Source organism: Eisenbergiella massiliensis (assembly GCF_003435485.1).
Genome location: NZ_QVLV01000012.1, coordinates 81,613 through 103,999, shown reverse-complemented (window position 1 = coordinate 103,999; position 22,387 = coordinate 81,613). Strand labels below are relative to the sequence as shown.

Below are 22,387 nucleotides of genomic sequence, written 5' to 3'. Positions count from 1 at the left end.
GGAAATGCTGTTTACACAGGGAATTTCCGCTGTTAAACTGGAGGAGTGTGATGGCGCGGACTATACAGGAGGCTGGTTTTTTCCTGATGATACCCGTTTCCCGTCAGGACTGGCTGGAGAAGAAAAGACTCCTTCTGGTGCTTTGGCTATACGGGCAGTGCAGTAAGGATTTGACCGGTTGGGAAAATGCTGGTCTTTTATATAAACCATTACATTTTTATATCATATTCTGCTGGCACTATAATTGACAGAAAATTAAAAGAAAGAAAACGGGAGGAAAAAACGATATGAGATATCCATTATTTTTACAGGATGAGGGAACCATCGGTTTTGTGGCGCCATCCTTCGGCTGTGCAACGGAACCATATAAAACTGCATTTTTACATTCCCAGCAGCGTTTTATGGAAATGGGCTACCGCCTGGATTTGGGGCCGAACTGCTACGCACAGGAAGGCGTCGGCATCAGCAACACGCCGGAAAAATGCGGCAAAGAACTGAATGAGTATCTGCTTACTGAAAAGGCGGATGTGCTGATCTCCTGCGGCGGCGGGGAATTGATGTGTGAAACGCTGGATTATGTGGATTTTAAAGGAATCAGTGAGGCTTCTCCCAAGTGGTATATGGGCTATTCGGATAATACGAACCTTACCTTCCTGCTGACGACGCTGTGTGATACGGCTTCCATTTACGGACCCTGCGCAGGCGCTTTCGGCATGGAGCCCTGGCATGAATCCATTCAGGATGCGCTGGATCTGCTGCAGGGAAAAAAGCTGGTGATGAAGGGGTATGATAAATGGGAAAAGGAAGCGGGAAAATGTGAAGAAAATCCTCTTGTCCCCTACCAGGTAACGGAGGAGCGCATACTGCGCAGATTCCCAGATGCTGACAGCGAATTTTCAGGACGCCTGCTGGGCGGCTGTATGGACTGCCTGGTAAATCTGCTGGGAACCCGTTACGACAGGGTGACGGACTTTACCCGGAAATATCAGGAGGACGGCATCATATGGTTCCTGGAGTCCTGCGATTTAAATGTATTTGCCATACGACGTGCCATCTGGCAGATGCAGCACGCCGGCTGGTTCTCCCATGTAAAGGGCTTCCTCATCGGCCGCCCTCTGGTCTTCGGAGAGGAAATGATGGGCCTGGATCAATACCATGCGGTGTATGATCTCCTGAAGGGTTATCAGGTGCCGGTGATTATGGATGTGGATCTGGGACACCTGCCTCCCCAGATGCCGCTGATCTGCGGGAGCCTGGCGGCGGTAAGCTGCAGGGGGAATGAACTGGAAGTGCGGATGGAACTGAAATAGGGTTATAAACAGCCGGGATGGGGAAAGAGCAGAAGCAGGAAAATGCCTGATATAAGACTCCGCGTTGCAGGAAAGGTTACCTGAAAATATCCGGGTCCAGCTCCACAATTTCCCCGTTTGCCGGATGATAACCATGGCAGACCGACTGAATTATCATTCCATGGCATGCGACGGCCACCTTATCATAGGACCTGTATTTTTTCAGTACCCGCAGCATCCGCTTTCTCATTGCGGCGAGATCCTCCCAGTCCCTTTCTTTGCCATCGGCATAATTTCCGCCCATGGCAGCAAATTCATGATAACTGTTTTCTGCGATTTTATCAGTTTCGTAAATATAGTTCTTATTTGCCATCCATTCATGCAGATCCGTTTCTACAACGATTTCGGCCTGCAGCTCCTTTGACAGAATGGCAGCGGTCTGCAATGCCCTTGTATAAGGCGAGGAGAGAATAAGGCTTGTGCCTGCAAGACGGCTGTCCTTTGCAGTTTGCCTGATTTCCTCCGCTCCTTTCGCGGAAAGCGGGGCGAGGTTTACGCCAAAACCTTGATAGATTTTTGTATTCCTCTGAGAATAATCGGTGGAACCATGTCTGATGAGATAAAACATATGCTTTGCCTCCGGGAATATATAATAAGTGATGGGGTCCATACAATGTGGCTTTATAGTAACATAGATCGCCGGCCGGGACAAATGGAACCTAAGTTGTTACGCGTTTTGAACCGCTTTTGTATTTTTATTGAAAAGCCCATTGACAATTCCCTTTGAATGAGAATAATTATAGTTAAGGTACACGTGTACAGTATGCTATAACCGGAAAATAAAGTGGTACTATTAAGTACTACTATTCGGAATGAGGAGGCAGCTATGGGGGTAACAACCAAGGATCTGGCAAGAATTTGCGGAGTATCGAGGGCGACCATAACAAGGGCGCTTTACGGAACAGGAAGCATTCGTGAGGAAACGAGACAGAGGATCTTGGATACGGCGAAGGAGCTGGGATATCAGCCCGATCTGATGGCTCGCAGCCTGGTAATGAGGAAAAGCAGGATGATAGGCGCCATTGTAGTGGATCTGAGGAATCAATATTTCCCCAAAATGATTGACGCTATTGAAAAAAGGACAAAGGAATCCTCCTATATGCTGAACATTTCCCTTCATGAGGACGATAAGGAGGAAGAAAAAAAGCTGATACGGGCCATGGTGGGATATCATGCGGACGGCCTGATTCTCAACTGTATCAACAAAGATGAGGAATTTGAAAATATGCTGAACCATCTGGGAATTCCTTATGTCATTCTGGGATACAAGGCCTTTAAAAACAGTCATACCGTAGGTGTGGATGAATACGAGGCAACCCGTAAAGGCGTGGAGTATATCCTGGAAAAAGGGTATAAGGAGCTGGTCTTTGTCGTCCCTCCCCTGTATGATGCGGATGGAATTCCGAATATCGGCCATGAGTATCGCAGAAGGGGCTTTGTGGATGAGGCAGGTAAAAGCGGCTGCCGTTATACGGTTATATATGGCAGGGATTATCTGACGCAGGCCCTTGATTATATGCGTACGAAAGCCATGTCAAAGCCGGCTTTTTTCTGTTCCGGAGATACCTTTGCAGGGGATTTGATAAATGCCTTTGGACAGAACGGTTATCTTGTTCCCAATGATTATGGAATTATGGGATATGATAAGGTCGGACTTTATCAGAATTTTACGCCCAAGTTTACGACTGTGGACAATCATGTGGAACAGATGGGCTATGCGGCTGCGGACATGCTGCTTGATATGATTGAGGGGAAGGAGGTTCCCCATGACATAAAAATTCCCATCACCATTGTGGAAGGGCAGACTCTTTGAAAGAATAAAATAAACGGAAGGAAAACTCCGGACTGTGTTCTGATGTGAACCGGGGCTTCCTTCCGCTTTTTTGTATGAACAATGTAAGGACACTTGTAAATCTGATAATTTTGAACATCCTGATACAAGGGAAAAAAGTGAAAATGTGCAATATTTACATGAAAAAATAAATTTGAGAAAGAAAGTATACAAAAAATACATAACAAAAATAAAAAAGTGATTGACGCTATAAAATAATTGTGATATATTACAAACATCAAATAAATGTACACGTGACCAAATAGTAAAAGCTACTGCATGATAATTTTCATATGCATCTGGCTATTTTTATTAAAGTAAAATGTACACGTGAACATTACGCGCCGATCTGTAAATATTACATATGGATCAGGAAAATCATGGAATATCCTTTCAGATTACCATGGAAAACAAAAGGAGGATTTATTATGAAATCAAAGAAACTTGCCTTACTTTTGAGTACTGTAATGGTGGTTTCCTCACTGGCAGGCTGCGGAGGCAGCAGTTCCACCGCCAATGAAACGTCCGCTCCGGCTGCGGATAAGACAACCGCCGCATCTACAGAAAATACCGCGGCAGCAGGCGCAGAGGAAGCGGAGGCCTCAGCCCCTATCACCATTGATTTCTGGAATTCCTGGACGGGATCAGACGGAGATACCCTGGTGGAGCTGGTTAATAAATTCAATGAAGAAAACCCCTGGCAGATTACAGTAAATATGGACATCAGTTCCTCCTTTGCAGAGAAATTGTCCACCTCTCTTCCAACAGGCGATGCAAGCCCCCTGATCCTGATGGGCAACGGTGACCGGTTCAAATATCAGGAATATCTGCTCCCCATCAATGATGTGTGGACGAATACAACGCTGAAGGAAGAGGATTTCAATGCCAACTCCCTGGATACAGGCAGAATTGGTGAAGACCTGTATTCTCTTCCCTTCCAGAATTCCCTGTACTACATGTACTGGAATAAGGATCTGTTTGAAAAAGCAGGACTGGATCCGGAGACACCTCCGCAGAATTTTGAAGAATGGACGCAGATGGCAGCCAAAATCACAGATCCCGACAGCAATGTGTACGGTTCCGGACTTTTCATGGCATACGGCAATCAGGAAATGTGCCTGATGCAGCAGAAGGGCGGGTTGGCAGTAGAACAGCAGTCCGATGGAAAATATAAGGTTAATATCGAAGGAAATGAAGGCTATAAGGAATATCTGGAATGGATGAAAGCGCTTTATACCAACGGCGATAATCCGCAGGAGAATGAAATTGACTCCATGTTCAAGGCCGGACAGATTGGTATTATGGTGAACGGACCCTGGCTTGCGCCCGGTGCGGACGAATCCGGTGTTAACTTCGGTATGTGCAAGATTTTCGGTCAGGAACCTCTCGGTGATGTGGCGGGCTTCTTCATTACCAGCAGTGCGACGGATGAAGAAAAGCTGGCATGTGAAAGATTCCTGCAGTGGTGGTATCAGGGAAATGAAGGCTGCGCGGTAGAAGATACGGCGGTTTCCACCTGGTCCTTAAAGCTGGGCTTCCCTACAACCTATGTTCCTACAGGAGAATGTGAAGCTTATAAATCCAATGAAAGACTTGCTGCCCTGAATCTGGATGACAACAGCAAGGATTCTATCTGGATTACCACATCTCCTGAATTCAAGGGATGGGGCGACCTGGTTACCGTAATCGGAAATATGACGCAGGCTGTCGTATTCGATACGCCGATTGACGAAGCCATGGCGCAGGCGCAGGAGGATGCCGAGAAAGCAGTCACCACATATGAAGGTGCAGATGCACTTGTTCAGTAAGGGCTTTGGTCATTAACAACTATAAGGAAACGACAGTGAGAGGGAGAATGAGGAGATGTTGTCCGGTTCTCCCTTTCCTGTAAAAATAAAAGATTTTGATTGGAGGCGCACCCATGGGGAAGAAGTGGAGTAATCTGCGTTCTTATTGGAACAAGCCGCAGCGCGCGGCATATCTTTTTTTGCTGCCGGCGGCGGTATTAATCCTGGTGTTCAATATCATTCCGCTGTTTGCATCTTTTTTTATCAGTATGCTTGATATGGGCATTTCCTTTGACAGCGCGAAGTTCATCGGCCTTGATAATTTCAAGGAAGCGCTCACGGACAGACGGTTTGTTAACAGCCTTATCGTAACACTGAAATTCACGGTAATTGAAGTGCCGATCCAGATGGTCCTCGGACTTGTCCTTTCAGCCATGCTGACTAAGAATACCTTCACAAACAAACTGTTTCGGAGTATTTATTTCATTCCTATCGTCTGTTCCGCAACTGCAATCGGCATTATGTGGCAGATTATCCTGCATTCCAATGTGGGACTTATTACCTACTGGGTGAAGCTGCTGGGCTTCGGCAAGGTCAATTTTCTGAACACTCCGGGACTGACGCTGGGTGTGGTAATTTTTGTGTCAGTTTGGAGAACCTTTGGTATTTCCACCATTATCCTTATTTCAGCCATGCAGAACGTGCCTGGCGACTATTATGAGGCGGCGGACATTGACGGCGCGGGGAAGATACGCCAGTTCTTTTCCATCACACTTCCCAGCATTATGCCCTCCTTCTGGTTCCTTTTGATGACGAGAGTCATCGGCTTTCTCCAGGTGTTCGATCTGGTATTCACACTGACGGACGGCGGCCCTAACTATACAACGGAAACACTGGTAACCTACGTTTATAACCGCGCCTTTGACGTGGGCAACAGGATGGGCTATGCGACCGCCATGTCAGAATTCCTGTTCCTTATCATCATGGTCATTACCCTGATACAGTACCGAATCATGAAGAAAACAGAATATTAAGGGAGGAAAATCCTCTGCCCGTCAGAGGACCCGCAAATTGAGATAGGAGGAAAAGAAATGAAAAGCAGGAATTTAAAAAGTAAATTATTGCAGATCCCCATTCTGTTTATCTTTATCTGTCTGGCGGTGGTGATGCTGCTTCCCATTGTATGGATGCTGCTCAGCTCCTTTAAGCCGGATAATGAAATCATCAAATATCCGCCCACGCTGTTCCCCACGGCCTATACGCTGAAGAATTTTATCAAATGTACACAGAGAATTGACATCTGGGTATACCTGAAGAACTCCTTCATCTATTCCTTCGGGGCGACGATTCCCTCGCTGTTGGTCAATACCATGGCAGGATATGCCTTTGCCAGATATAATTTCAAGGGAAAGGATATTATCTTTGTTATTTTCCTGGCAACCATGATGATCCCCTTCCAGGTTATCATGATCCCTTCCTTCCTGGAGGTCCATGCACTGGGGATGTACGATAACTACGCGGGGCTGATAATTCCAAAAATTGCGGCAGCTTACTGGATTTTCATGATGCGCTCAGCCTTCTCCGGCCTGCCCAAGGAACTGGAGGAAGCGGCAAGGATTGACGGACTGAGTGAATTTGGTATTTATGCAAGAATCATGATGCCTTTGATTAAGCCCGCGCTTGTCACACTGATTATTCTGAGCGTAAACGGCAACTGGAACGATCTTCTCTGGCCGCTGATCATTACCTCCAATTCCAAGATGAGGACACTTTCCAATGGTCTTGCATTGTTTGTGGGCGCGCGTACCATTGAATATGGTGCTGCTTTTGCCGGCGCCGCCATTTCCCTGGTCCCTATGCTGGTGCTTTACATATTCGGACAGAAATATTTTGTGGAAGGCCAGGCAACAAGCGGACTTAAGGGCTGATAGAATTGCAGAATAAACATAAATGCTGCGGAAAGGAACAGTATGCAAAAAGCAAAGATTACAATACACCCGGATTATAGAATCGGTGAGATAGACAGACGCCTGTTCGGTGCTTTTCTGGAGCCTATTGGCAGCTGGATTTATGGGAGCATCTGGAATCCGCGCCATCCCCTGGCGGACGATATGGGCTTCCGCCGGGATATCCTGGAGATGACGAAGGAGCTGGGGATTCCTGCAATCCGGATGCCGGGCGGTAATTTTACCTCTGGCTGGGAGTGGAAGGATTCCATCGGCCCGAAGGAAGAACGCAGGACACATCTGGATCTGGCCTGGCGCCAGTACGAAACCAATGAAATCGGACATGATGAATATCTGGAATGGGCGCGCAGGGTGAATACGGAGCCGCTTTATACTCTGAATATGGGCACCGGGAGCATAGAAGATGCCCTGCATTGCGTGGAATATACGAATCATGAGGGCGGAACCTACTGGTCCGATCTGCGCAGGAAAAACGGCTATGAAAAGCCTCATAAGGTTAAGACCTGGTGTCTGGGAAATGAAATGGACGGTCCCTGGCAGATTCGTTCCTGGGAAAAAGATCCCAGGGGCTACGGCATCAAGGTTCATGAAGCCTCCAAGGTAGTAAAATGGATTGACCCGGAGTGCGAGACCATAGTGGCAGGCTCCTCCACGCCCAATAACAGAACCTATCCCGACTGGGATTTGCAGGTGCTTGGCGAATGCTACGAAAGCGTGGACTATCTGTCCCTGCACTATTATCATACGGCCCCGGAAGGAAATATCGGCGCTCTGATGAATGCATCCAGCGTATTTGAGGATTTTATCAATACGGAAATTGCCGCCTGTGATGTGATGCAGGCACATTTCCGCTCTCCAAAGAAAATGATGATTTCCTTTGATGAATATGGCTGTAATGTAAGCCCCCAGAGGCCGACAACGGTGGGAAGATTCGGTGCGGTTGACCGTAGTACCTATCCGGAATTTTCTACCCATATCAGCCGCCCGTTCCGCTATAACGATCCTGACAGGCCGGAAGCGGCGGAGCCTGGCTGTTATCTTAACTCACTGGCGCTTACCTCTGTCCTGATGACGCTTATGCGCCATGCCGATCGGGTAAAAATCGGCTGCATGACCTGCGGGCTGTTTGTGATCGGACATGACGAAGAGCACGTATGGAAACAGGCAGGCTACCATATGTTTGAGCCTTTTATTAAATATGCTTCGGGGGTGTCACTGCGTCCGGCGGTGGAAGCGCCGGTTTATTCTGTTGAGGGCTACAATCTGAATGACTTCAATCAGACACCGGCTTATGAAAATGTACCTTATATCGAGGCCTGCGCTTCTTTTGATGAGAAAAAAGGGAGCGCCGCCATTTTCCTGATCAACCGCAGCTGGGAAGAGGAACTGGAGGTAGAGCTGGATATCAGCAGCTTTACGGGCTACAGCCCTTCAGGCCATACGGTGCTTGCGCCGGAGGATCCTTACGCCTATAATACCTATGAGGAGCAGCCTGTGAAGCCCTTTGAAGCGGTGGATGACCGCTGGGAAAACGGAAAATTTATACTGAAGGCGCCTAAGCTGTCCTTTCACGTAATTCAACTGACAAAATAAAAGGGAGCCGGATAGGAGAAAAAAGGAATGAACCATTATTCTGTACATGACACACTTTATGAAGAAAACGGGAACTTCCGGCTGACCAAGGAGGAATGCGGCATTCTTCTGAAAAAGAAGAAATCAAGCGTCGTTTACTGCCCGAAGGAGGACGAACGCCGTCCCGGCGCCATGTATCCGCGTTGTATCTGCCTTGCGCATAATGGAGAAAAAAACGGCACCCTGCTTGCAACCTTTGAATGCTACAGCCATGGAACACCGGTTTTTCCCATCTACGAAAGCAATGATGATGGGGAGAGCTGGCACAGGCTGTCTGAAATTAGGGATGAGGAAAAAGGCTTTGGCTGCCGCTTCCAGCCGCATCTTCTGGAGCTGCCGGTGACCTGCGGCACGGTGGAGGAGGGGACCATCCTCTGTGCGGGAAATATAATTCCGTCGGATTTTTCCTCTTCCTGCCTGCACCTTTACCAAAGCACGGACTGCGGAAAAACCTGGAGCTTTCTGAGTGAAATCGTATCCGGTGGACATGCGGTGGTAGATCCAAGGGAACCCGACGCCAACCGGCCGGTTTGGGAACCTTTTCTGACGGTGACGCCGGATGGAAAGCTGATCTGCTTTTATTCGGATGAGCGCCGTGCCGCCGGTTCCGGCTATAATCAGCTGCTGGCGCATAAGGTTTCCCCAGACGGCGGCCGTACATGGGGAGAGGAGAAGATTGACGTGGCCTTCCCTGGCGGCAGGCTGCGGCCGGGAATGCCCGTAGTGGCAGCGCTGCCCCAGGGCCGCTTCATCATGGTTTATGAAATGGTCAATCAGGATAAAATCCCGGTCTATTTCCGTATATCGGACTCCATAGAGGACTGGGGCGATCGCGATTTTATAGGGAATCCGGTCTGTGCGGCGGATGGCAGCTATCTGACCGGGACGCCCTATGTTTCCTGGATCCCCCAGGGAGGACCGGAGGGGACCATATTGGTGACGGGAAGAGGCTTTTCCCATATCATGGCAAACAGCCGGATGGGAGAGGGATTTTTTGTAAAGCTGGACAGCCTTGTGGATATTGATAATACCTGTGGATTCGCCGGCTACAGCCAGTGCATTCTGCCCCTGCACGGAGGAAAGCAGGTGCTGAATCTGTGCCCGAGACAGATTTCAGGGGAACTGGCGTTGATCGAGGCCGCGGTAGCGGATGTGTATGTGAAAGCATAGGAGGAAAAGTAACATCGTGAAAAATGCAGAAGTACTATACAACAGAAATTTTACGACAGGAGAGGTGGACCGGAGAATGTACGGCTCCTTTGTGGAGCATCTGGGACGCTGTGTCTACAACGGAATCTATCAGCCGGGGCATCCCGCGGCGGATGAAAACGGCTTCCGCAATGATGTAAAGGAGCTGATCCGTGAGCTGGGAGTGACGGCCATACGCTATCCTGGCGGCAACTTCGTGTCCGGCTACGACTGGAAGGACGGTATCGGCCCGAAGGAAAAACGGCCCGTGCGAAAGGAAATGGCATGGAATGTGCTGGAAACCAATGAAGTGGGAACTGATGAGTTCGCGCGCTTTGCGGCGGACTGCGGGACAGAGGTCCTGATGGCGGTCAACCTGGGGACCGGGACGCCGAAGGAAGCGGCAGAGCTGGTGGATTACTGCAATACCGAAAAGGGCACAGCCTGGAGCGAAGCGCGCAGGGGCAATGGCTCGGAAGCGCCTCATGATTTTAAGGTATGGTGCCTGGGAAATGAAATGGACGGCGCATGGCAGATCAATATGCTCAAGGCCGGAGAATATGCCAGAAAAGCCCGGGAAGCCGCTAAGATGATGAAATGGATGGATCCTTCCATAAAGCTGATCGCCTGCGGCACCTGTACCAATGAGGTGGGGCACACCTCCTATGGCGACTGGGATCTTGCTGTGCTGGAGGAGGCCTATGACTGCATAGACTATCTTTCCCTCCACCGGTATTTCAACTACGATCCTGCCAAGCAGCTTTTTTACCCGATGCACGAGGAGGAAACGGATATCCCGTTTTTCTTCCGCGATCTGAGGGATTTCCTGGATACCATTATCAGTGCCTGTGATTTTGTCAAGGGAAAGAAACGCTCCGATAAAACAATGATGATTTCCTTTGATGAATGGGGCGTGATTACGGATACAGGCGCGGTGCCGGGAGGCGTGAGCCAGGATTTCGGCTTCGCCAATTTCCGTCAGCTGGATGCGGTGATATACGGCGGCCTGCTGTGTACTTTCCTCAATTACGCGGATCGGGTAAAAATCGCCTGCCAGTCGCTTCTTGTTAACGAGGGCGGCATGATAACCACGGATCCGGGCGGGAAAGCGATCCGTCAGACCACTTTTTACCCCTTCCAGGATGCTGCCCGCTACGGCAGGGGAATTTCCCTGAAGGGCGCCGCCCGTTTGCCGAAGGCTGCAACCTGCCATCATGGTGAGCAGGAAACGGTGACAACTGCCTGTGTCTATAATGAGGAACAAAAAGAAATCACCGTATTCGCCATGAACTGTGAAATGCAGGAGGACGTAAAGCTCCGGCTGTCCTTTGAAGGCTTCGGCAGCATGGAGGGAATTGCGTGGCGTGAGCTTTACGACGATGATCCATATGCGAAGAATACCTTTGACGAAGAATTCAGGGTGGTGCCGAAGGAAAAAGAGCTGGCGGACGTATCGGACGGCGTAACGGAAGTTATTTTGAAGAAGCATTCTTGGAATGTGCTGCGCTGGAAGCTGAAATAACGCAGGCTGCACACTAAAAGGAACACACAAAAAGCTGCGGATTCCAGAAAACGGAGGGATTCCGCAGCTTTTTGCCGGTGTGCCATCTGATGGCTATGGATGCAAGGTCCACATTATATAAAGGAAAATGGTAACTGTTCGGTATTTCTCCCAGTTACGGAAAATGTACACTGAATCTGTATCTGGCCACGACAGCTTTTACTTCATGATTGGTGTGCCGAAACGGACTTTTCTGTATACTTTCTGTATTACAACAACAGGAAGACTGACCAGCAGATATAAAGTGGAAAGGATTCCGGCAAGACCTCCGACAAGCATGATAATTAACATTCCGATATTCATTTTATATTGCCCCCTTTATTAGCTTCTTTCTTTTGTCAGACCTATTTTAGCAACCGTATTAGCTTCTGAAAAGACTTTGCATGGATGCTTAACACAATCATAGCGTTCTGTTAACACTTTCTTAGCACGGGATGGGACAGGGGGCAGACCTTGTTAAGGGAGGCAGGGGCGTAGCATGTACATTCATTTGTTATTTTTAATGGAATCAACACGCCGACCGCCCGTGACTTTCCCGAAAAGCTGTGCTATACTTGTTAAGAAAACAAATACCGCGAGACAAACGGAGGGACTATGAATATAGAAGAGGAAGAAAAGAAGCATTTTGCGGTACTCATAGATGCGGACAATATCAGTGAAAAATATGCGGCTAGCATATTTAACGAAATTGCGGATTACGGTTATGCGTCCTACCGCCGTATTTACGGAAACTGGGCGAAAGGAAACGGCTGGAAGGAGGATACTCTTCTGGAAAACTCCATCAACCCCATCCAGCAGTTCAACTATACAATAGGAAAAAATGCCACGGATATGGCCATGGTCATTGACGCCATGGACATCCTGTATTCCGGCAAGGTGGACGGCTTCTGCCTGGTGACCAGTGACAGTGATTTTACCAAGCTTGCCATGCGTCTGCGTGAGGAGCAGATGTACGTGATCGGCATGGGAGAATCCAAAACCCCCCTGGCCCTGACCAAAGCCTGTAATAAATTCATCCATCTGGATTTGATTTCCGGTGAGGTGGAGGACAAGAATGCGGAGGGCATCAAGACCGCAGGCAGCGGCAGGAAGCAGAAGGCGCTTGCTGCGGAAGACAAACAGGACAGCACGGTTACTCCAATCAGTGAAATCGAAGAGGCTATTATTACCTTTGTCCAGAACAATGAAAACAAAGGCAAGCCCACCTATCTGGGCGAGGTGGGAAGCCGGCTCTGCGACAAATTCATCGAATTCGATGCCAGAAACTACGGCTACACCAAGCTGGTCACCCTGCTGAAGGACAAGTGCCCCAAGCTCATCATTATACAGGAGGGAACCTCCTACCGTATTGAGCTGAAGGAACAGACAGAACCGGAAGACCTGGAGAAGGAGATCACCGCTTTCCTGAAACGCAACGGCGGAAAGGTGGACAATCTTTCCCTGGTCCTGGAGCAGCTTAAGAAAAAGCATCCCAACTTTAATCTGAGCGACTACGGATATAGCCGTATCTCCAGTTTCCTGCGCAGCTTTGATAAAATTGCGGTGCATGGAAATGCGCTGATGCTGAAGGATGAGGGGCGAAGAAAATAGATTTACACAGGAGAAAAGGTATGAAACCGACAGGGCCATGCGATTAACTTAATTGCAGAGGCCTTGTTTTTCTCTTTCCCTCTGAAGCCAGCCTTCTTGTATTAAAAAGATAAGGCCGCCGGAATAATAACACATATTATTGACACCGAAACAGCCAGTCTGTACAATAAGAATTACCTGCCTGTGACTATAAAGGTATCGGACAGTTATGTCTGTCAAAAGGAAACCAAAGAGTAAACATTCATGGAAAATAATTATGATATCATCACCAGAATAAACAAAGCCTATTCCGGTATGAGCAAACGGCACAAGCAAATAGCGTCCTATATATTGGAGCACTACGACCAGGCGGCATTCATGACCGCGGCGAAAATGGGAGAGGCGCTGTCCATAAGCGAATCAACGGTGGTGCGTTTTGCGGCGGCCATCGGCTATGAAGGCTACCCGGAAATGCAGGCTGCGCTGGCTGCCTGGGTGAAAACCAAACTGAATGCCGTACAGAAGGTAGGCGCCGCCTATCGTGGCAGCAGCCAGTCCGAGGTGCTCACCAGTGTGCTTTCCAGCGATATGGAGAAAATACAGGATACCATTGATAACCTGGATCCCGCAGCCTTTGACACGGCGGTGGATATTATCCTGGAGGCCCGTACCGTTTATATCGCGGGCATCAGAAGCTGTGCTCCACTGGCGGAATTCCTCAGCTTTTACCTGAATATGATCCGGGGAAACATTGTACTGCTGAAAACGACGAGCTTAAGCGAAGTGTTTGAGCAGATGCTGCGGATCGGTGATAAGGATGCCATCATTGGCATCAGCTTTCCCAGATATTCCATGCGTACACTGAAAGCCATGGAGTTTGCCAACGACAGGAATGCCAAGGTAATCACTATCACTGACAGCGTGCATTCCCCCATGAATCTGTATTCCTCCTGCAATCTGCTTGCAAGAAGCGATATGGTTTCCATCGTGGATTCTCTTGTTGCGCCGCTGAGCGTAATCAACGCCCTGGTGGTGGCTCTGTGCCTGAAACGGCCGGAGGCCGTGAAAGCGAGCCTGGAATCCCTGGAGGGTGCATGGAATAATTACCAGGTCTATCTGAATGATGAGATTAATTTTATTGATGAGGATGCCTTCCTGAACCTGTCTGCCTCAGGCGGGGATGGGGAAAAGGCGGCAGCGGCGGAACGGAGGAATCTATGAGCAGGGTATTAATAGTCGGCGGCGGCGCCGCAGGAATGATGGCGGCGCTTTCCGCGGCCGGGAAAGGCCACTGCGTTACTGTTTTTGAAAAAAATGAAAAGCTGGGCAAGAAAATATACATCACAGGCAAAGGCAGATGTAATGTGACCAATGCCTGTGAGCCTCAGGAGCTGTATCAAAGTGTAGTCAGCAATTCCAAATTTCTCTACAGCGCCTTTTCCCGTTTTGACAATCAGGCGGTACAGGATTTCTTTGAAGCAAACGGCTGTCCGCTGAAAACGGAACGGGGCGGCCGGGTTTTCCCTGTTTCGGATCACTCCTCGGATATCATCCGCGCCCTGTCGTCGGCCCTGGAAAAAGCCGGCGTGGAAATCCGGCTCCATACCCCGGTAAAAAAGCTCCTTGTAAGAAAAGCGGAGGACGGTCCCAATGCCATAAGAGGGCTTAAGCTTCTCTCTGGTGAAGAAATTACGGCGGACGCCGTGGTGCTTGCCTGCGGAGGGCTTTCCTACCAGGCTACAGGCTCCACCGGCGACGGCATGCGTATGGCGCAGGAGCTGGGACATTCCCTGGTTCCCTGCATGCCCTCACTGGTTCCCTTCCATATAAAAGAGGAGTGGTGCCGACAGCTGCAGGGCCTTGCCCTAAAAAATGTTTCGGCCGCATTATATATAGAAGAAAAAGAAATTTACAGCGGCTTTGGTGAGATGCTTTTTACCCATTTCGGCGTGAGCGGTCCGCTGATTCTCAGCGCCAGCAGCTACTACCAAACCGCTGCGGAGAAGCTGAGAAAGAAGAAGGAAAAGCAGGCAAAGAAAGCAGGGGCGGCTGCAGAGCCTTTGGAAAATGGAAAGGCAAAGGCACATGCTTACCTGAAGCTGGATTTGAAGCCCGCCCTTTCCATGGAGCAGCTTGACAAAAGGATTCTGCGGGATTTTGAGGAAAATAAGAACAAGCAGTTTAAAAACGCGGTGGACGGACTCTTCCCCGCCAGGCTGGTTCCCATCATGATTCAGCTTTCCGGCATTGATCCGGAAAAGAAGGTACATGAGATAACAAGGGAAGAAAGAAAATATTTTGAAGAATGCATCAAGGGACTGACGCTGACCATTGCCGGAACGAGAGGCTTTGAAGAGGCGATAATCACCCGCGGCGGCGTCCGCGTAAAGGAGGTCAACCCCTCCACCATGGAATCCAGGCTGGTGCCCGGGCTGTATATGGCCGGTGAAATGCTGGATCTGGATGCGCTGACAGGAGGCTTTAACCTGCAGATTGCCTGGTCAACAGGATACCTTGCGGGTGCCAGCATACCGTGACGGCCTGAAGGCAGAAAGCGGCGGCCCGTACCAGGACCGCCTGAATATAATATACGCGGCGTTGGCCGCATGCCCGGCAAAAGGGCGGATAGGAGCAAAAATGAGTTATAATATCGCAATTGACGGCCCTGCGGGAGCAGGAAAAAGCACGATTGCCAAAAAGCTTGCAAAGAAGCTGGGCTATGTGTATGTGGATACAGGCGCAATGTACAGGGCGATTGCCCTTTTCCTTCTCAGGGAGAAGGTACAGCCGCAGGATACTGACTCAATACTGGCGAAATGCACAGGGGCAGATGTTACCATAAGCTATCAGGACGGCGAACAGATTGTGCTGCTGAACGGAGAAAATGTGAATGGCCTGATCCGTACGGAGGAAGTGGGAAACATGGCCTCCAACTCCTCTGCTGTCCCGGCTGTAAGGGACAGGCTGCGCAGTCTTCAGCAGGAGCTGGCTGCCAATGAGAATGTGATTATGGACGGCCGCGATATCGGAACCTGCGTGCTCCCTGACGCGGACGTGAAAATATTCCTGACTGCGGACAGCGCTGTCAGGGCCAGACGGAGATTTGAGGAGCTTGCGGCAAAAGGGACGCCGGAGCCGCTTGAAAAAATCGAAAAGGATATCATTGAAAGGGATGCCAGGGACAGGAACCGGGAAATATCGCCTTTAATGCAGGCAGAGGACGCGGTTCTGGTGGACACCTCCGAAATGACCATTGACGAGGTAGTGGAAGCTATCCTGGAAATCTGCAGAAAGAAAGGATGCATATAATATGGAAGTAATTCTGGCAGAAAGCGCCGGCTTCTGCTTTGGTGTAAAGCGTGCCGTGGATAAGGTCTACGAACAGATAGAAACCGGAAAGAAAATATATACCTACGGACCGATTATCCACAACGAATTTGTAGTGCAGGATCTGGGAAAAAAAGGGGTTGAGGTCATCGAATCCGAGGAAGCGCTGGAGCAGCTTACGGAGGGAACCATCGTCATCCGATCCCACGGAGTGCCCAAATCCATCTGCGAAAAAATAGAAAAACAGGGACTGGAATGCGTGGATGCTACCTGCCCTTTTGTAAAAAGGATTCATAAAATAGTAGAAAAGGAAAGTGCGGCAGGCCGACAGATAGTTATCATCGGAAATGCCGGACACCCCGAAGTAGAGGGGATTCAGGGCTGGTCGGTCACTCCGGCGATAGTTATTGAATCGGAAAAAGAAGCACAGGAATTCGTACCTGAAGCCGGGAAAAAGCTGTGTATTGTGTCGCAGACGACATTTAACTACAATAAATTTCAAGAATTAGTTGAAATTTTTCTAAAAAAAGGTTATGATATTAGTGTTGTGAATACTATCTGTAACGCAACTGAGGAGAGACAAACTGAGGCAAAGGATATTGCAGCGAAGGTTGATGCGATGATTGTTATCGGTGGGAAGCACAGTTCCAATACAAGGAAGCTGTATGAGATATGCTGCAAGGAGTGTGCTCACACCTGTTTGATACAGACACTTGATGACTTGCATTTAGAACTACCCAAAGCTGTCCGCCTGGTGGGTATTACAGCCGGAGCGTCTACCCCGAATAAATTAATCGAGGAGGTTCAAAACTATGTCAGAATTAACTTTTGAACAAATGTTGGAGGAATCATTAAAAACTATACATGCGGGAGAGGTAGTCGAAGGTACAGTTATCGATGTTAAGCCTGAAGAAGTGATTCTTAATATCGGATACAAGTCAGACGGTATTCTTACAAGAAACGAATATACTAACGATCCCGGCGTGGACATGACAGCGGTCGTTAAAACGGGCGACAAGATGGAAGTCAAGGTACTTAAGGTAAATGACGGAGAAGGACAGGTTATCCTTTCCTACAAGCGTCTGGCTGCTGACAGAGGAAACAAGAGAATCGAAGAAGCATACAACAATCACGAAGTGCTTACTGCCAAGGTAACCCAGGTACTTGACGGCGGATTAAGCGTAGTGGTAGATGAAGTCAGAATTTTCATCCCTGCAAGTCTGGTTTCCGACACTTATGAGAAGGACCTGAACAAATACGCAGGACAGGATATTGAATTCGTTATCAGCGAATACAATCCGAAGAGAAGAAGATATATCGGCGACCGCAAGCAGCTCATCGTTGCCAAGAAGGCAGAGATGCAGAAGGAACTGCTTGAAAGAATCCATGAAGGTGATGTAGTGGAAGGAACTGTTAAGAACGTAACAGATTTCGGCGCATTCATCGATCTGGGCGGAGCAGACGGACTGCTTCATATTTCTGAAATGTCCTGGGGCAGAGTGGAACACCCCAAGAAGGTATTCAAGGTTGGTGATCAGGTTACCGTACAGATTAAGGAAATCAACGGCAGCAAAATCGCCCTCAGCATGAAGTTTGACGATGCCAATCCCTGGAAGACCGCTGCAGAGAAGTATGCAGTTGGCAATGTAGTAACAGGCAGAGTGGCAAGAATGACAGATTTTGGTGCGTTTATTGAGCTGGAACCCGGAATTGATGCACTTCTTCATGTTTCCCAGATTGCTAAAGAGCATGTGGACAAACCGTCAGATGTTCTGAAGGCAGGAGAAGAAATTACGGCAAAGGTTGTTGATTTCAATGAAACAGACAGGAAAATCAGCCTGAGTATTAAGGCTATGCTTGCTCCCGAACCTAAGGAAGTGAAGGAAGAAGCTCCTGTACAGGAAGAAGCAGACGCAGACGTGGTTTCCGTGGATATTGATGCTGTAATCGCAAAGCAGAAGGCAGAAGAGGATTCTGCTGAATAATTAACAATGAGTGGCAGCATGCTGTGCTGTTGAAAGGGATGCGGGAGTACGCCGCATCCCTTTTTTAAATATGCCCGGCGGTGTACGATTCCGCAGGCTGTGTAAGCGTAAGCAGCAAAGGGACGCCGAACCGCCGTAAATACATAAAAGTGGAAGGAAAGAGGAAAAATGAGTAAGGTTGTAAATGAACCAAAAATCAAGAATCCGCTGATTAAAGCCATACGTGAGCTTCTGGAGCACAGGGCGCTCTGGCTTTATCTGCTTTGTGACGAAGCAAGGAAGAAGGGGCTTTTGCCGCAGGATTTTGCGCCGGCCGCTATCAGACGCTGCGGACATATGCAGGGCAGGCAGTTAGTAAAAAAAGGGCATACCAAAAGCCTGAAGGGACTGCGCAGAACCCTGTTTACCAAACCGGCACAGCTTGTTTTTGAAATGAAGATTCAGAAATGCACGGATAATGAGCTGGAAATCCATTTTCATTACTGTCCGCTTGTAAAGGCATGGCAGAAGGCGGGCTGCAGTGATGAGGAGATTGCCTGCCTGTGTGATACAGCCATGTGCGGTGACAGAGGGATCGGGGAGGCCTATGGCTGCGCCCTGGATCTGCCGAAAACTATTGCAAACGGCGATGATATCTGCCATCTCAGATATTACCGCAAAAATGCCATGAAAGAGCAGTAACTGCGAGGGCGGATAACCGTCAGTTACAATGAGTTACAAATGGGATGCGAAGCCGGCAGAGGGGGACGGCTGCGCAGCAGAATGAGTTGCTTCTTATATTACAATCTGGAGGAAGATGATGAAAAAGAAGATTCTGTATGCTGCAGCGGTACTGGCAGCTTTGTTGTTTATCTGGCTGGGAAACGAGGGCAGCAAGCCCCTGGTGCTTAAAGGCACGGATTTGAACCAGACAGCGGGCGTCAGCGATTATACAGGGCTGATTGCCATTGATGAAACGGCCGCATATTACGGTATGTTTGCCTATACGGACGATTATGTGCTGGATAAGGGAACCTATACCATAAGGCCAGAGTATTCCAATACCTCGTCCGATAATATTATTGAAGTATGGGACAATGGTACAAAGGTGGCCCAGTGGAGCCTGGAGAGTACGGATGGAGTGAAAACCACCCGGGATTATACCTTTACGCTGGATAAAACTTCACAGCAGCTGCATATACGTATTTACTATCAGGGAAAAGGGAGCCTGATTGTAAATAATATTTCCCTGATCCCTCACGGCGCTTTTTACAGGGATGCCTGGTTCCTGGCGGCTGTAGTGATACTGCTGGCCATAACCGGCGTGTTTCTTGCATCCTATGAGAAAAAGCATCCGTCAGGAAGAGAACAGAAGGTTACTTTCCTGATATTGGCGGGATTGTGCCTGTATTCTTCCATGCCCCTGTTTATCCAGGCCTTCGCCCAGGCGGATGACGTCTGTTACCATCTGCTCAGAATTGAGGGGCTGAAGGATGGAATGCTGGACGGGCAGTTCCCGGTGGTTATTTTCCCTGAAGCGCTGGCAGGAAACGGATATCTGAACAGCATGTATCCCTATCTGTTCCTGTATATCCCCGCAGTGCTGAGGCTGTTTGGCGTTTCCCTGGCGCTTTCCTATAAAACGCTGATATTTATGGCCAATATTGCCACTGTGGCGATTACATTCCGGGTATTCAAATCCCTTACCAGGTCAAAATACGCCTGTATTCTGGGAACGGCGCTTTATATCCTAATGCCCTACCGTTTTACGAATATTTACGCAAGGGGCGCGCTTGGGGAAACACTGGCGCTGACCTTCCTGCCGCTGATTATCGCCGGCTTTTACCATGTGCTGCTGGGAGATAAGAAGAAATGGCCGTGGCTGGTAATCGGCTTTACTGGAGTGATTGAAAGCCATGTGCTCAGCACAGCCACGATGGGCGTAATTTTCGCTGTCTGCTGTCTTATTTTTATCAGGGAGCTCTTCTGTGATAAAAGATGGCTTGAACTGCTGAAAGCGGCGGGGCTTACGGTGCTGCTGAATCTGTGGTTCCTGGTGCCTTTCCTGTTCTTCTACCTGAAGGAAAACCTGTACCAGAAGGCGCTGGACTGGAGCGGCTTTTCGGAGTATTCCATCAATGCTTCCTTCCTGGCGGATACCTTCCATACCAACGATTACCGTTTCCTGTCCCTGGGACTTCCCATCCTGGGCTGTGCGGCAATATGCATCCTCAAGCTGGTATGCGAGAAATCAAAGGAAAAGAACTGTAAAAGAGACAGCTTCCTCACCTATCTTTTCGGCTGCGCCTGTGTGCTGACCTTCCTTGTGACAGGCTATTTCGGAAGCAAGACGCTGAAGGAGCTGATTCCGGCCATCGAACCGGTCCTGCGGACGATCCAGTTCCCCTGGCGGCTTCTGGCCCCTGCAGGAATCCTGTTTATCTTTGCGGGCGTCATCTGGCTGTCCGAATCGGAGGTGCTGCGGCCCTACAGGAATCTTGTATTTGCATTTCTGGTGGGAGTGAACCTGCTCACCTGCCTGAACCAGCCCTATAATCAGAATAATTTTGCATATAAAGATTATGATGACACCACAACGGTGGGGCATCAGGATAAAATCATAGGAATCCCGAAATCGGATGCCACCGTTATTTATCCATATGAATGGCGGATAGATGCGCTGATGGACGATAAGCTGACAGCGGATCTGCAGCTTTCCGATGCCGAAAAGGTAGTTGTACAGGATTATGAAAAGAAGGGCACCAAAGGAAAGCTGGCCTATCAAACCTCGGAGGAAGGGCAGTATGTGGATTTCCCGATCCAGAAATATCTGGGCTATACGGCGGAGGATGAAAACGGTACGCCGCTGGAAGTAACCTACGGAAATAATTACCGTGTGAGGGTGATGTTAAACGGAGACGGAGCCAGCCATACCGTCTTTGTAAGATACCGCCAGCCTGTTATTTTCCGTATCTCCCAGGTGATATCCCTCCTGACGCTGCTTGGCTGTATTGCAGTACCGGGATATTTTGTGATAAACCGCAGAAAACGCAGTCCCGCTGTTGTGGCGGCCGGGGCGGGCAAGAAAAAGGACGGAACGCATTAACGCATTCCGTCCAGTATATGACCGGCATAGAGGGACAGCCGTTTACTGTCATTCAGGAAAGCTTCTTCCAGAAGGAAAAAGCTTTCCTTTTCTTTTACCCCTTTCCGGAAGGCCGGGGTGAAAAGATCCTCCTGTCCCGGCTTGAGATGCTGGGGCAGGAATTCGCCGCTTTTTCTCGTATAGCAGGTGGCGGGAGTAGCGGGCACCCGATGGGACTTATCCACATATACGGCCACTGATTTATGAATGGCATTGTCCTCCTCAGGAAGATAAGAGTAATTTTTATAATCCGGGTAAAAGAATTTCAGCTCGCCGGAAAGTATAGGTATTTTCAGCGTCCCCGTATTTTCGCTGCCGGAAAAATAGCAGCCTCCTCCATGAAATGAGAGGGGGACAGGCAGCGCAGCGGGAAAAGTGAGCCGGACAAGGAGTTCTTTTTGTATGTTTCCCGCATAATCTGTACAAAGGTCCGTTTCCGCCCCGACAGCGGACGGGATGCTTTCAAAAAGCTCCGGATAGGAAAGGATGGGAACCACGGACAGCATGCCCCGGATGTCGTCCGCATTGTGAAGAAGGAGCACCTCCAGCAGGCGGTGATCCCGTTCCTGGCGATAGACCTTGTACAGTTCTATCAGCTGGCCGCCGGTAAAGGGATCCTCTCTGTTAAGGCCAAGATATTCCTCCAATGTTTTCTGCTTGCAGTTGGGCAGCTTGAGCAGATTTTTTAAAGGCGATATCTGGCGGTAGATGTCCGTCTGCTCCATTTGCGGGAATGGGGAATCCAGGCCATATTTTTTGCATTTTGCCTGTACGAAGGGGACATCGAAGGTCGTCCCGTTAAAGTGCACCAGCTTCCGGTAAGGGGCGGCAAATTTCAGGAAAGCGTCCAGAATGGCTTCCTCCTCAGCCGTGTTTTCTGCAAACCATTGCTGCAGGGTCCACTTTTTATCCTGAAGAAACGCGGCGCCGATAAGATAAATGGAAGCGTTTTTGGGGGAGAGTCCGGTGGTTTCGATATCAAAAAAAAGGATACTTTCCGTGTCTCCCAGAAAATGCCGGATGGTTTCTCCGGCAGTTGTATGTATGTTCTGAATTCGTGTTTTCAT

Annotated in this window: 19 protein-coding genes; 16 read left to right on the top strand and 3 right to left on the bottom strand. The window is 49.1% G+C overall.

Features of this window, described 5'->3' with window-relative positions; all coding sequences use genetic code 11:
* Window positions 1–287: 287 nt before the first annotated feature.
* Complete coding sequence (locus tag DXC51_RS17405; protein WP_117545034.1) at window positions 288–1,310, top strand: S66 family peptidase; 1,023 nt, start codon at window positions 288–290, stop codon at window positions 1,308–1,310.
* 76 nt (window positions 1,311–1,386) lie between these two features.
* On the opposite strand, the gene DXC51_RS17400 is transcribed toward DXC51_RS17405, so the two are convergent.
* The gene (locus tag DXC51_RS17400; RefSeq protein WP_117545033.1) at window positions 1,387–1,917 is read right to left on the bottom strand and encodes a histidine phosphatase family protein; all 531 of its coding nucleotides are present in this window, start codon (window positions 1,915–1,917) and stop codon (window positions 1,387–1,389) included.
* Window positions 1,918–2,175: 258 nt separating this feature from the next.
* On the opposite strand from DXC51_RS17400, the gene DXC51_RS17395 reads away from it, so the two are divergent.
* From DXC51_RS17395 to DXC51_RS17365, 7 genes are all read left to right on the top strand, one after another.
* Window positions 2,176–3,162 (top strand): LacI family DNA-binding transcriptional regulator, encoded by a 987-nt coding sequence (locus tag DXC51_RS17395; RefSeq protein WP_117545032.1) that lies wholly within the window; start codon window positions 2,176–2,178, stop codon window positions 3,160–3,162.
* A 446-nt stretch (window positions 3,163–3,608) separates the two neighbouring features.
* A complete protein-coding gene (locus DXC51_RS17390; RefSeq protein WP_180998194.1) occupies window positions 3,609–4,988 on the top strand; it encodes an extracellular solute-binding protein in 1,380 nt (459 codons plus the stop codon).
* 113 nt (window positions 4,989–5,101) lie between these two features.
* On the top strand, window positions 5,102–6,001 hold the full coding sequence (locus DXC51_RS17385) for a carbohydrate ABC transporter permease (protein ID WP_117545031.1): 900 nt from the start codon (window positions 5,102–5,104) through the stop codon (window positions 5,999–6,001).
* A gap of 57 nt (window positions 6,002–6,058) precedes the next feature.
* Window positions 6,059–6,895 (top strand): carbohydrate ABC transporter permease, encoded by an 837-nt coding sequence (locus DXC51_RS17380; protein ID WP_102288362.1) that lies wholly within the window; start codon window positions 6,059–6,061, stop codon window positions 6,893–6,895.
* 42 nt (window positions 6,896–6,937) lie between these two features.
* Window positions 6,938–8,527: an alpha-L-arabinofuranosidase family protein gene (locus DXC51_RS17375; RefSeq protein ID WP_117545030.1), complete on the top strand. Its 1,590-nt coding sequence runs from the start codon at window positions 6,938–6,940 to the stop codon at window positions 8,525–8,527.
* Between the two features lie 27 nt (window positions 8,528–8,554).
* A complete protein-coding gene (locus DXC51_RS17370) occupies window positions 8,555–9,736 on the top strand; it encodes a sialidase family protein (protein ID WP_117545029.1) in 1,182 nt (393 codons plus the stop codon).
* 16 nt (window positions 9,737–9,752) lie between these two features.
* Window positions 9,753–11,276: an alpha-N-arabinofuranosidase gene (locus tag DXC51_RS17365; RefSeq protein ID WP_117545028.1), complete on the top strand. Its 1,524-nt coding sequence runs from the start codon at window positions 9,753–9,755 to the stop codon at window positions 11,274–11,276.
* A gap of 198 nt (window positions 11,277–11,474) precedes the next feature.
* Here the strand turns inward: DXC51_RS17365 and DXC51_RS29580 are convergent, their stop codons facing one another.
* A complete protein-coding gene (locus tag DXC51_RS29580; RefSeq protein WP_021636431.1) occupies window positions 11,475–11,618 on the bottom strand; it encodes a hypothetical protein in 144 nt (47 codons plus the stop codon).
* Between the two features lie 291 nt (window positions 11,619–11,909).
* On the opposite strand from DXC51_RS29580, the gene DXC51_RS17360 reads away from it, so the two are divergent.
* The 8 genes from DXC51_RS17360 to DXC51_RS17325 all read left to right on the top strand — a co-directional run bounded on the left by DXC51_RS17360 (window position 11,910) and on the right by DXC51_RS17325 (window position 21,281).
* Window positions 11,910–12,905 carry an NYN domain-containing protein gene (locus DXC51_RS17360; protein ID WP_021636430.1) on the top strand — a complete coding sequence of 332 codons (996 nt, stop codon included), beginning with the start codon at window positions 11,910–11,912 and terminating at the stop codon, window positions 12,903–12,905.
* Between the two features lie 243 nt (window positions 12,906–13,148).
* Window positions 13,149–14,105 (top strand): MurR/RpiR family transcriptional regulator, encoded by a 957-nt coding sequence (locus tag DXC51_RS17355; RefSeq protein WP_117545027.1) that lies wholly within the window; start codon window positions 13,149–13,151, stop codon window positions 14,103–14,105.
* Window positions 14,102–15,421, top strand: a complete 1,320-nt coding sequence (locus DXC51_RS17350) for a BaiN/RdsA family NAD(P)/FAD-dependent oxidoreductase (protein WP_117545026.1) — start codon at window positions 14,102–14,104, stop codon at window positions 15,419–15,421. Before DXC51_RS17355 ends, DXC51_RS17350 begins: the two co-directional genes overlap by 4 nt.
* A gap of 100 nt (window positions 15,422–15,521) precedes the next feature.
* The gene (gene cmk, locus DXC51_RS17345; protein ID WP_117545069.1) at window positions 15,522–16,193 is read left to right on the top strand and encodes a (d)CMP kinase; all 672 of its coding nucleotides are present in this window, start codon (window positions 15,522–15,524) and stop codon (window positions 16,191–16,193) included.
* Window position 16,194: 1 nt separating this feature from the next.
* On the top strand, window positions 16,195–17,043 hold the full coding sequence (gene ispH, locus DXC51_RS17340) for a 4-hydroxy-3-methylbut-2-enyl diphosphate reductase (RefSeq protein WP_117545025.1): 849 nt from the start codon (window positions 16,195–16,197) through the stop codon (window positions 17,041–17,043).
* Window positions 17,024–18,196 carry a 30S ribosomal protein S1 gene (gene rpsA, locus DXC51_RS17335; protein WP_021636416.1) on the top strand — a complete coding sequence of 391 codons (1,173 nt, stop codon included), beginning with the start codon at window positions 17,024–17,026 and terminating at the stop codon, window positions 18,194–18,196. Before ispH ends, rpsA begins: the two co-directional genes overlap by 20 nt.
* A 168-nt stretch (window positions 18,197–18,364) precedes the next feature.
* Window positions 18,365–18,877 (top strand): L-2-amino-thiazoline-4-carboxylic acid hydrolase, encoded by a 513-nt coding sequence (locus DXC51_RS17330; RefSeq protein ID WP_117545024.1) that lies wholly within the window; start codon window positions 18,365–18,367, stop codon window positions 18,875–18,877.
* 118 nt (window positions 18,878–18,995) lie between these two features.
* Window positions 18,996–21,281, top strand: a complete 2,286-nt coding sequence (locus DXC51_RS17325) for a putative glycosyltransferase family protein (RefSeq protein ID WP_117545023.1) — start codon at window positions 18,996–18,998, stop codon at window positions 21,279–21,281.
* Here DXC51_RS17325 and DXC51_RS17320 read toward each other — a convergent pair.
* Window positions 21,278–22,387, bottom strand: coding sequence for a ribonuclease H-like domain-containing protein (locus DXC51_RS17320; protein WP_025491033.1), 1,110 nt, complete (start codon window positions 22,385–22,387; stop codon window positions 21,278–21,280). The genes DXC51_RS17325 and DXC51_RS17320 overlap by 4 nt on opposite strands.

Excerpts from the sequence above, each read along its gene's own strand:
- DXC51_RS17405 (WP_117545034.1), top strand. The coding sequence starts at position 288 with ATGAGATATCCATTATTTTTACAGGATGAGGGAACCATCGGTTTTGTG.
- DXC51_RS17400 (WP_117545033.1), bottom strand. The coding sequence starts at position 1,917 with ATGTTTTATCTCATCAGACATGGTTCCACCGATTATTCTCAGAGGAAT.
- DXC51_RS17395 (WP_117545032.1), top strand. The coding sequence starts at position 2,176 with ATGGGGGTAACAACCAAGGATCTGGCAAGAATTTGCGGAGTATCGAGG.
- DXC51_RS17390 (WP_180998194.1), top strand. The coding sequence starts at position 3,609 with ATGAAATCAAAGAAACTTGCCTTACTTTTGAGTACTGTAATGGTGGTT.
- DXC51_RS17385 (WP_117545031.1), top strand. The coding sequence starts at position 5,102 with ATGGGGAAGAAGTGGAGTAATCTGCGTTCTTATTGGAACAAGCCGCAG.
- DXC51_RS17380 (WP_102288362.1), top strand. The coding sequence starts at position 6,059 with ATGAAAAGCAGGAATTTAAAAAGTAAATTATTGCAGATCCCCATTCTG.
- DXC51_RS17375 (WP_117545030.1), top strand. The coding sequence starts at position 6,938 with ATGCAAAAAGCAAAGATTACAATACACCCGGATTATAGAATCGGTGAG.
- DXC51_RS17370 (WP_117545029.1), top strand. The coding sequence starts at position 8,555 with ATGAACCATTATTCTGTACATGACACACTTTATGAAGAAAACGGGAAC.
- DXC51_RS29580 (WP_021636431.1), bottom strand. The coding sequence starts at position 11,618 with ATGAATATCGGAATGTTAATTATCATGCTTGTCGGAGGTCTTGCCGGA.
- DXC51_RS17360 (WP_021636430.1), top strand. The coding sequence starts at position 11,910 with ATGAATATAGAAGAGGAAGAAAAGAAGCATTTTGCGGTACTCATAGAT.
- DXC51_RS17355 (WP_117545027.1), top strand. The coding sequence starts at position 13,149 with ATGGAAAATAATTATGATATCATCACCAGAATAAACAAAGCCTATTCC.
- DXC51_RS17350 (WP_117545026.1), top strand. The coding sequence starts at position 14,102 with ATGAGCAGGGTATTAATAGTCGGCGGCGGCGCCGCAGGAATGATGGCG.
- cmk (WP_117545069.1), top strand. The coding sequence starts at position 15,522 with ATGAGTTATAATATCGCAATTGACGGCCCTGCGGGAGCAGGAAAAAGC.
- ispH (WP_117545025.1), top strand. The coding sequence starts at position 16,195 with ATGGAAGTAATTCTGGCAGAAAGCGCCGGCTTCTGCTTTGGTGTAAAG.
- rpsA (WP_021636416.1), top strand. The coding sequence starts at position 17,024 with ATGTCAGAATTAACTTTTGAACAAATGTTGGAGGAATCATTAAAAACT.
- DXC51_RS17330 (WP_117545024.1), top strand. The coding sequence starts at position 18,365 with ATGAGTAAGGTTGTAAATGAACCAAAAATCAAGAATCCGCTGATTAAA.
- DXC51_RS17325 (WP_117545023.1), top strand. The coding sequence starts at position 18,996 with ATGAAAAAGAAGATTCTGTATGCTGCAGCGGTACTGGCAGCTTTGTTG.
- DXC51_RS17320 (WP_025491033.1), bottom strand. The coding sequence starts at position 22,387 with ATGAAAACACGAATTCAGAACATACATACAACTGCCGGAGAAACCATC.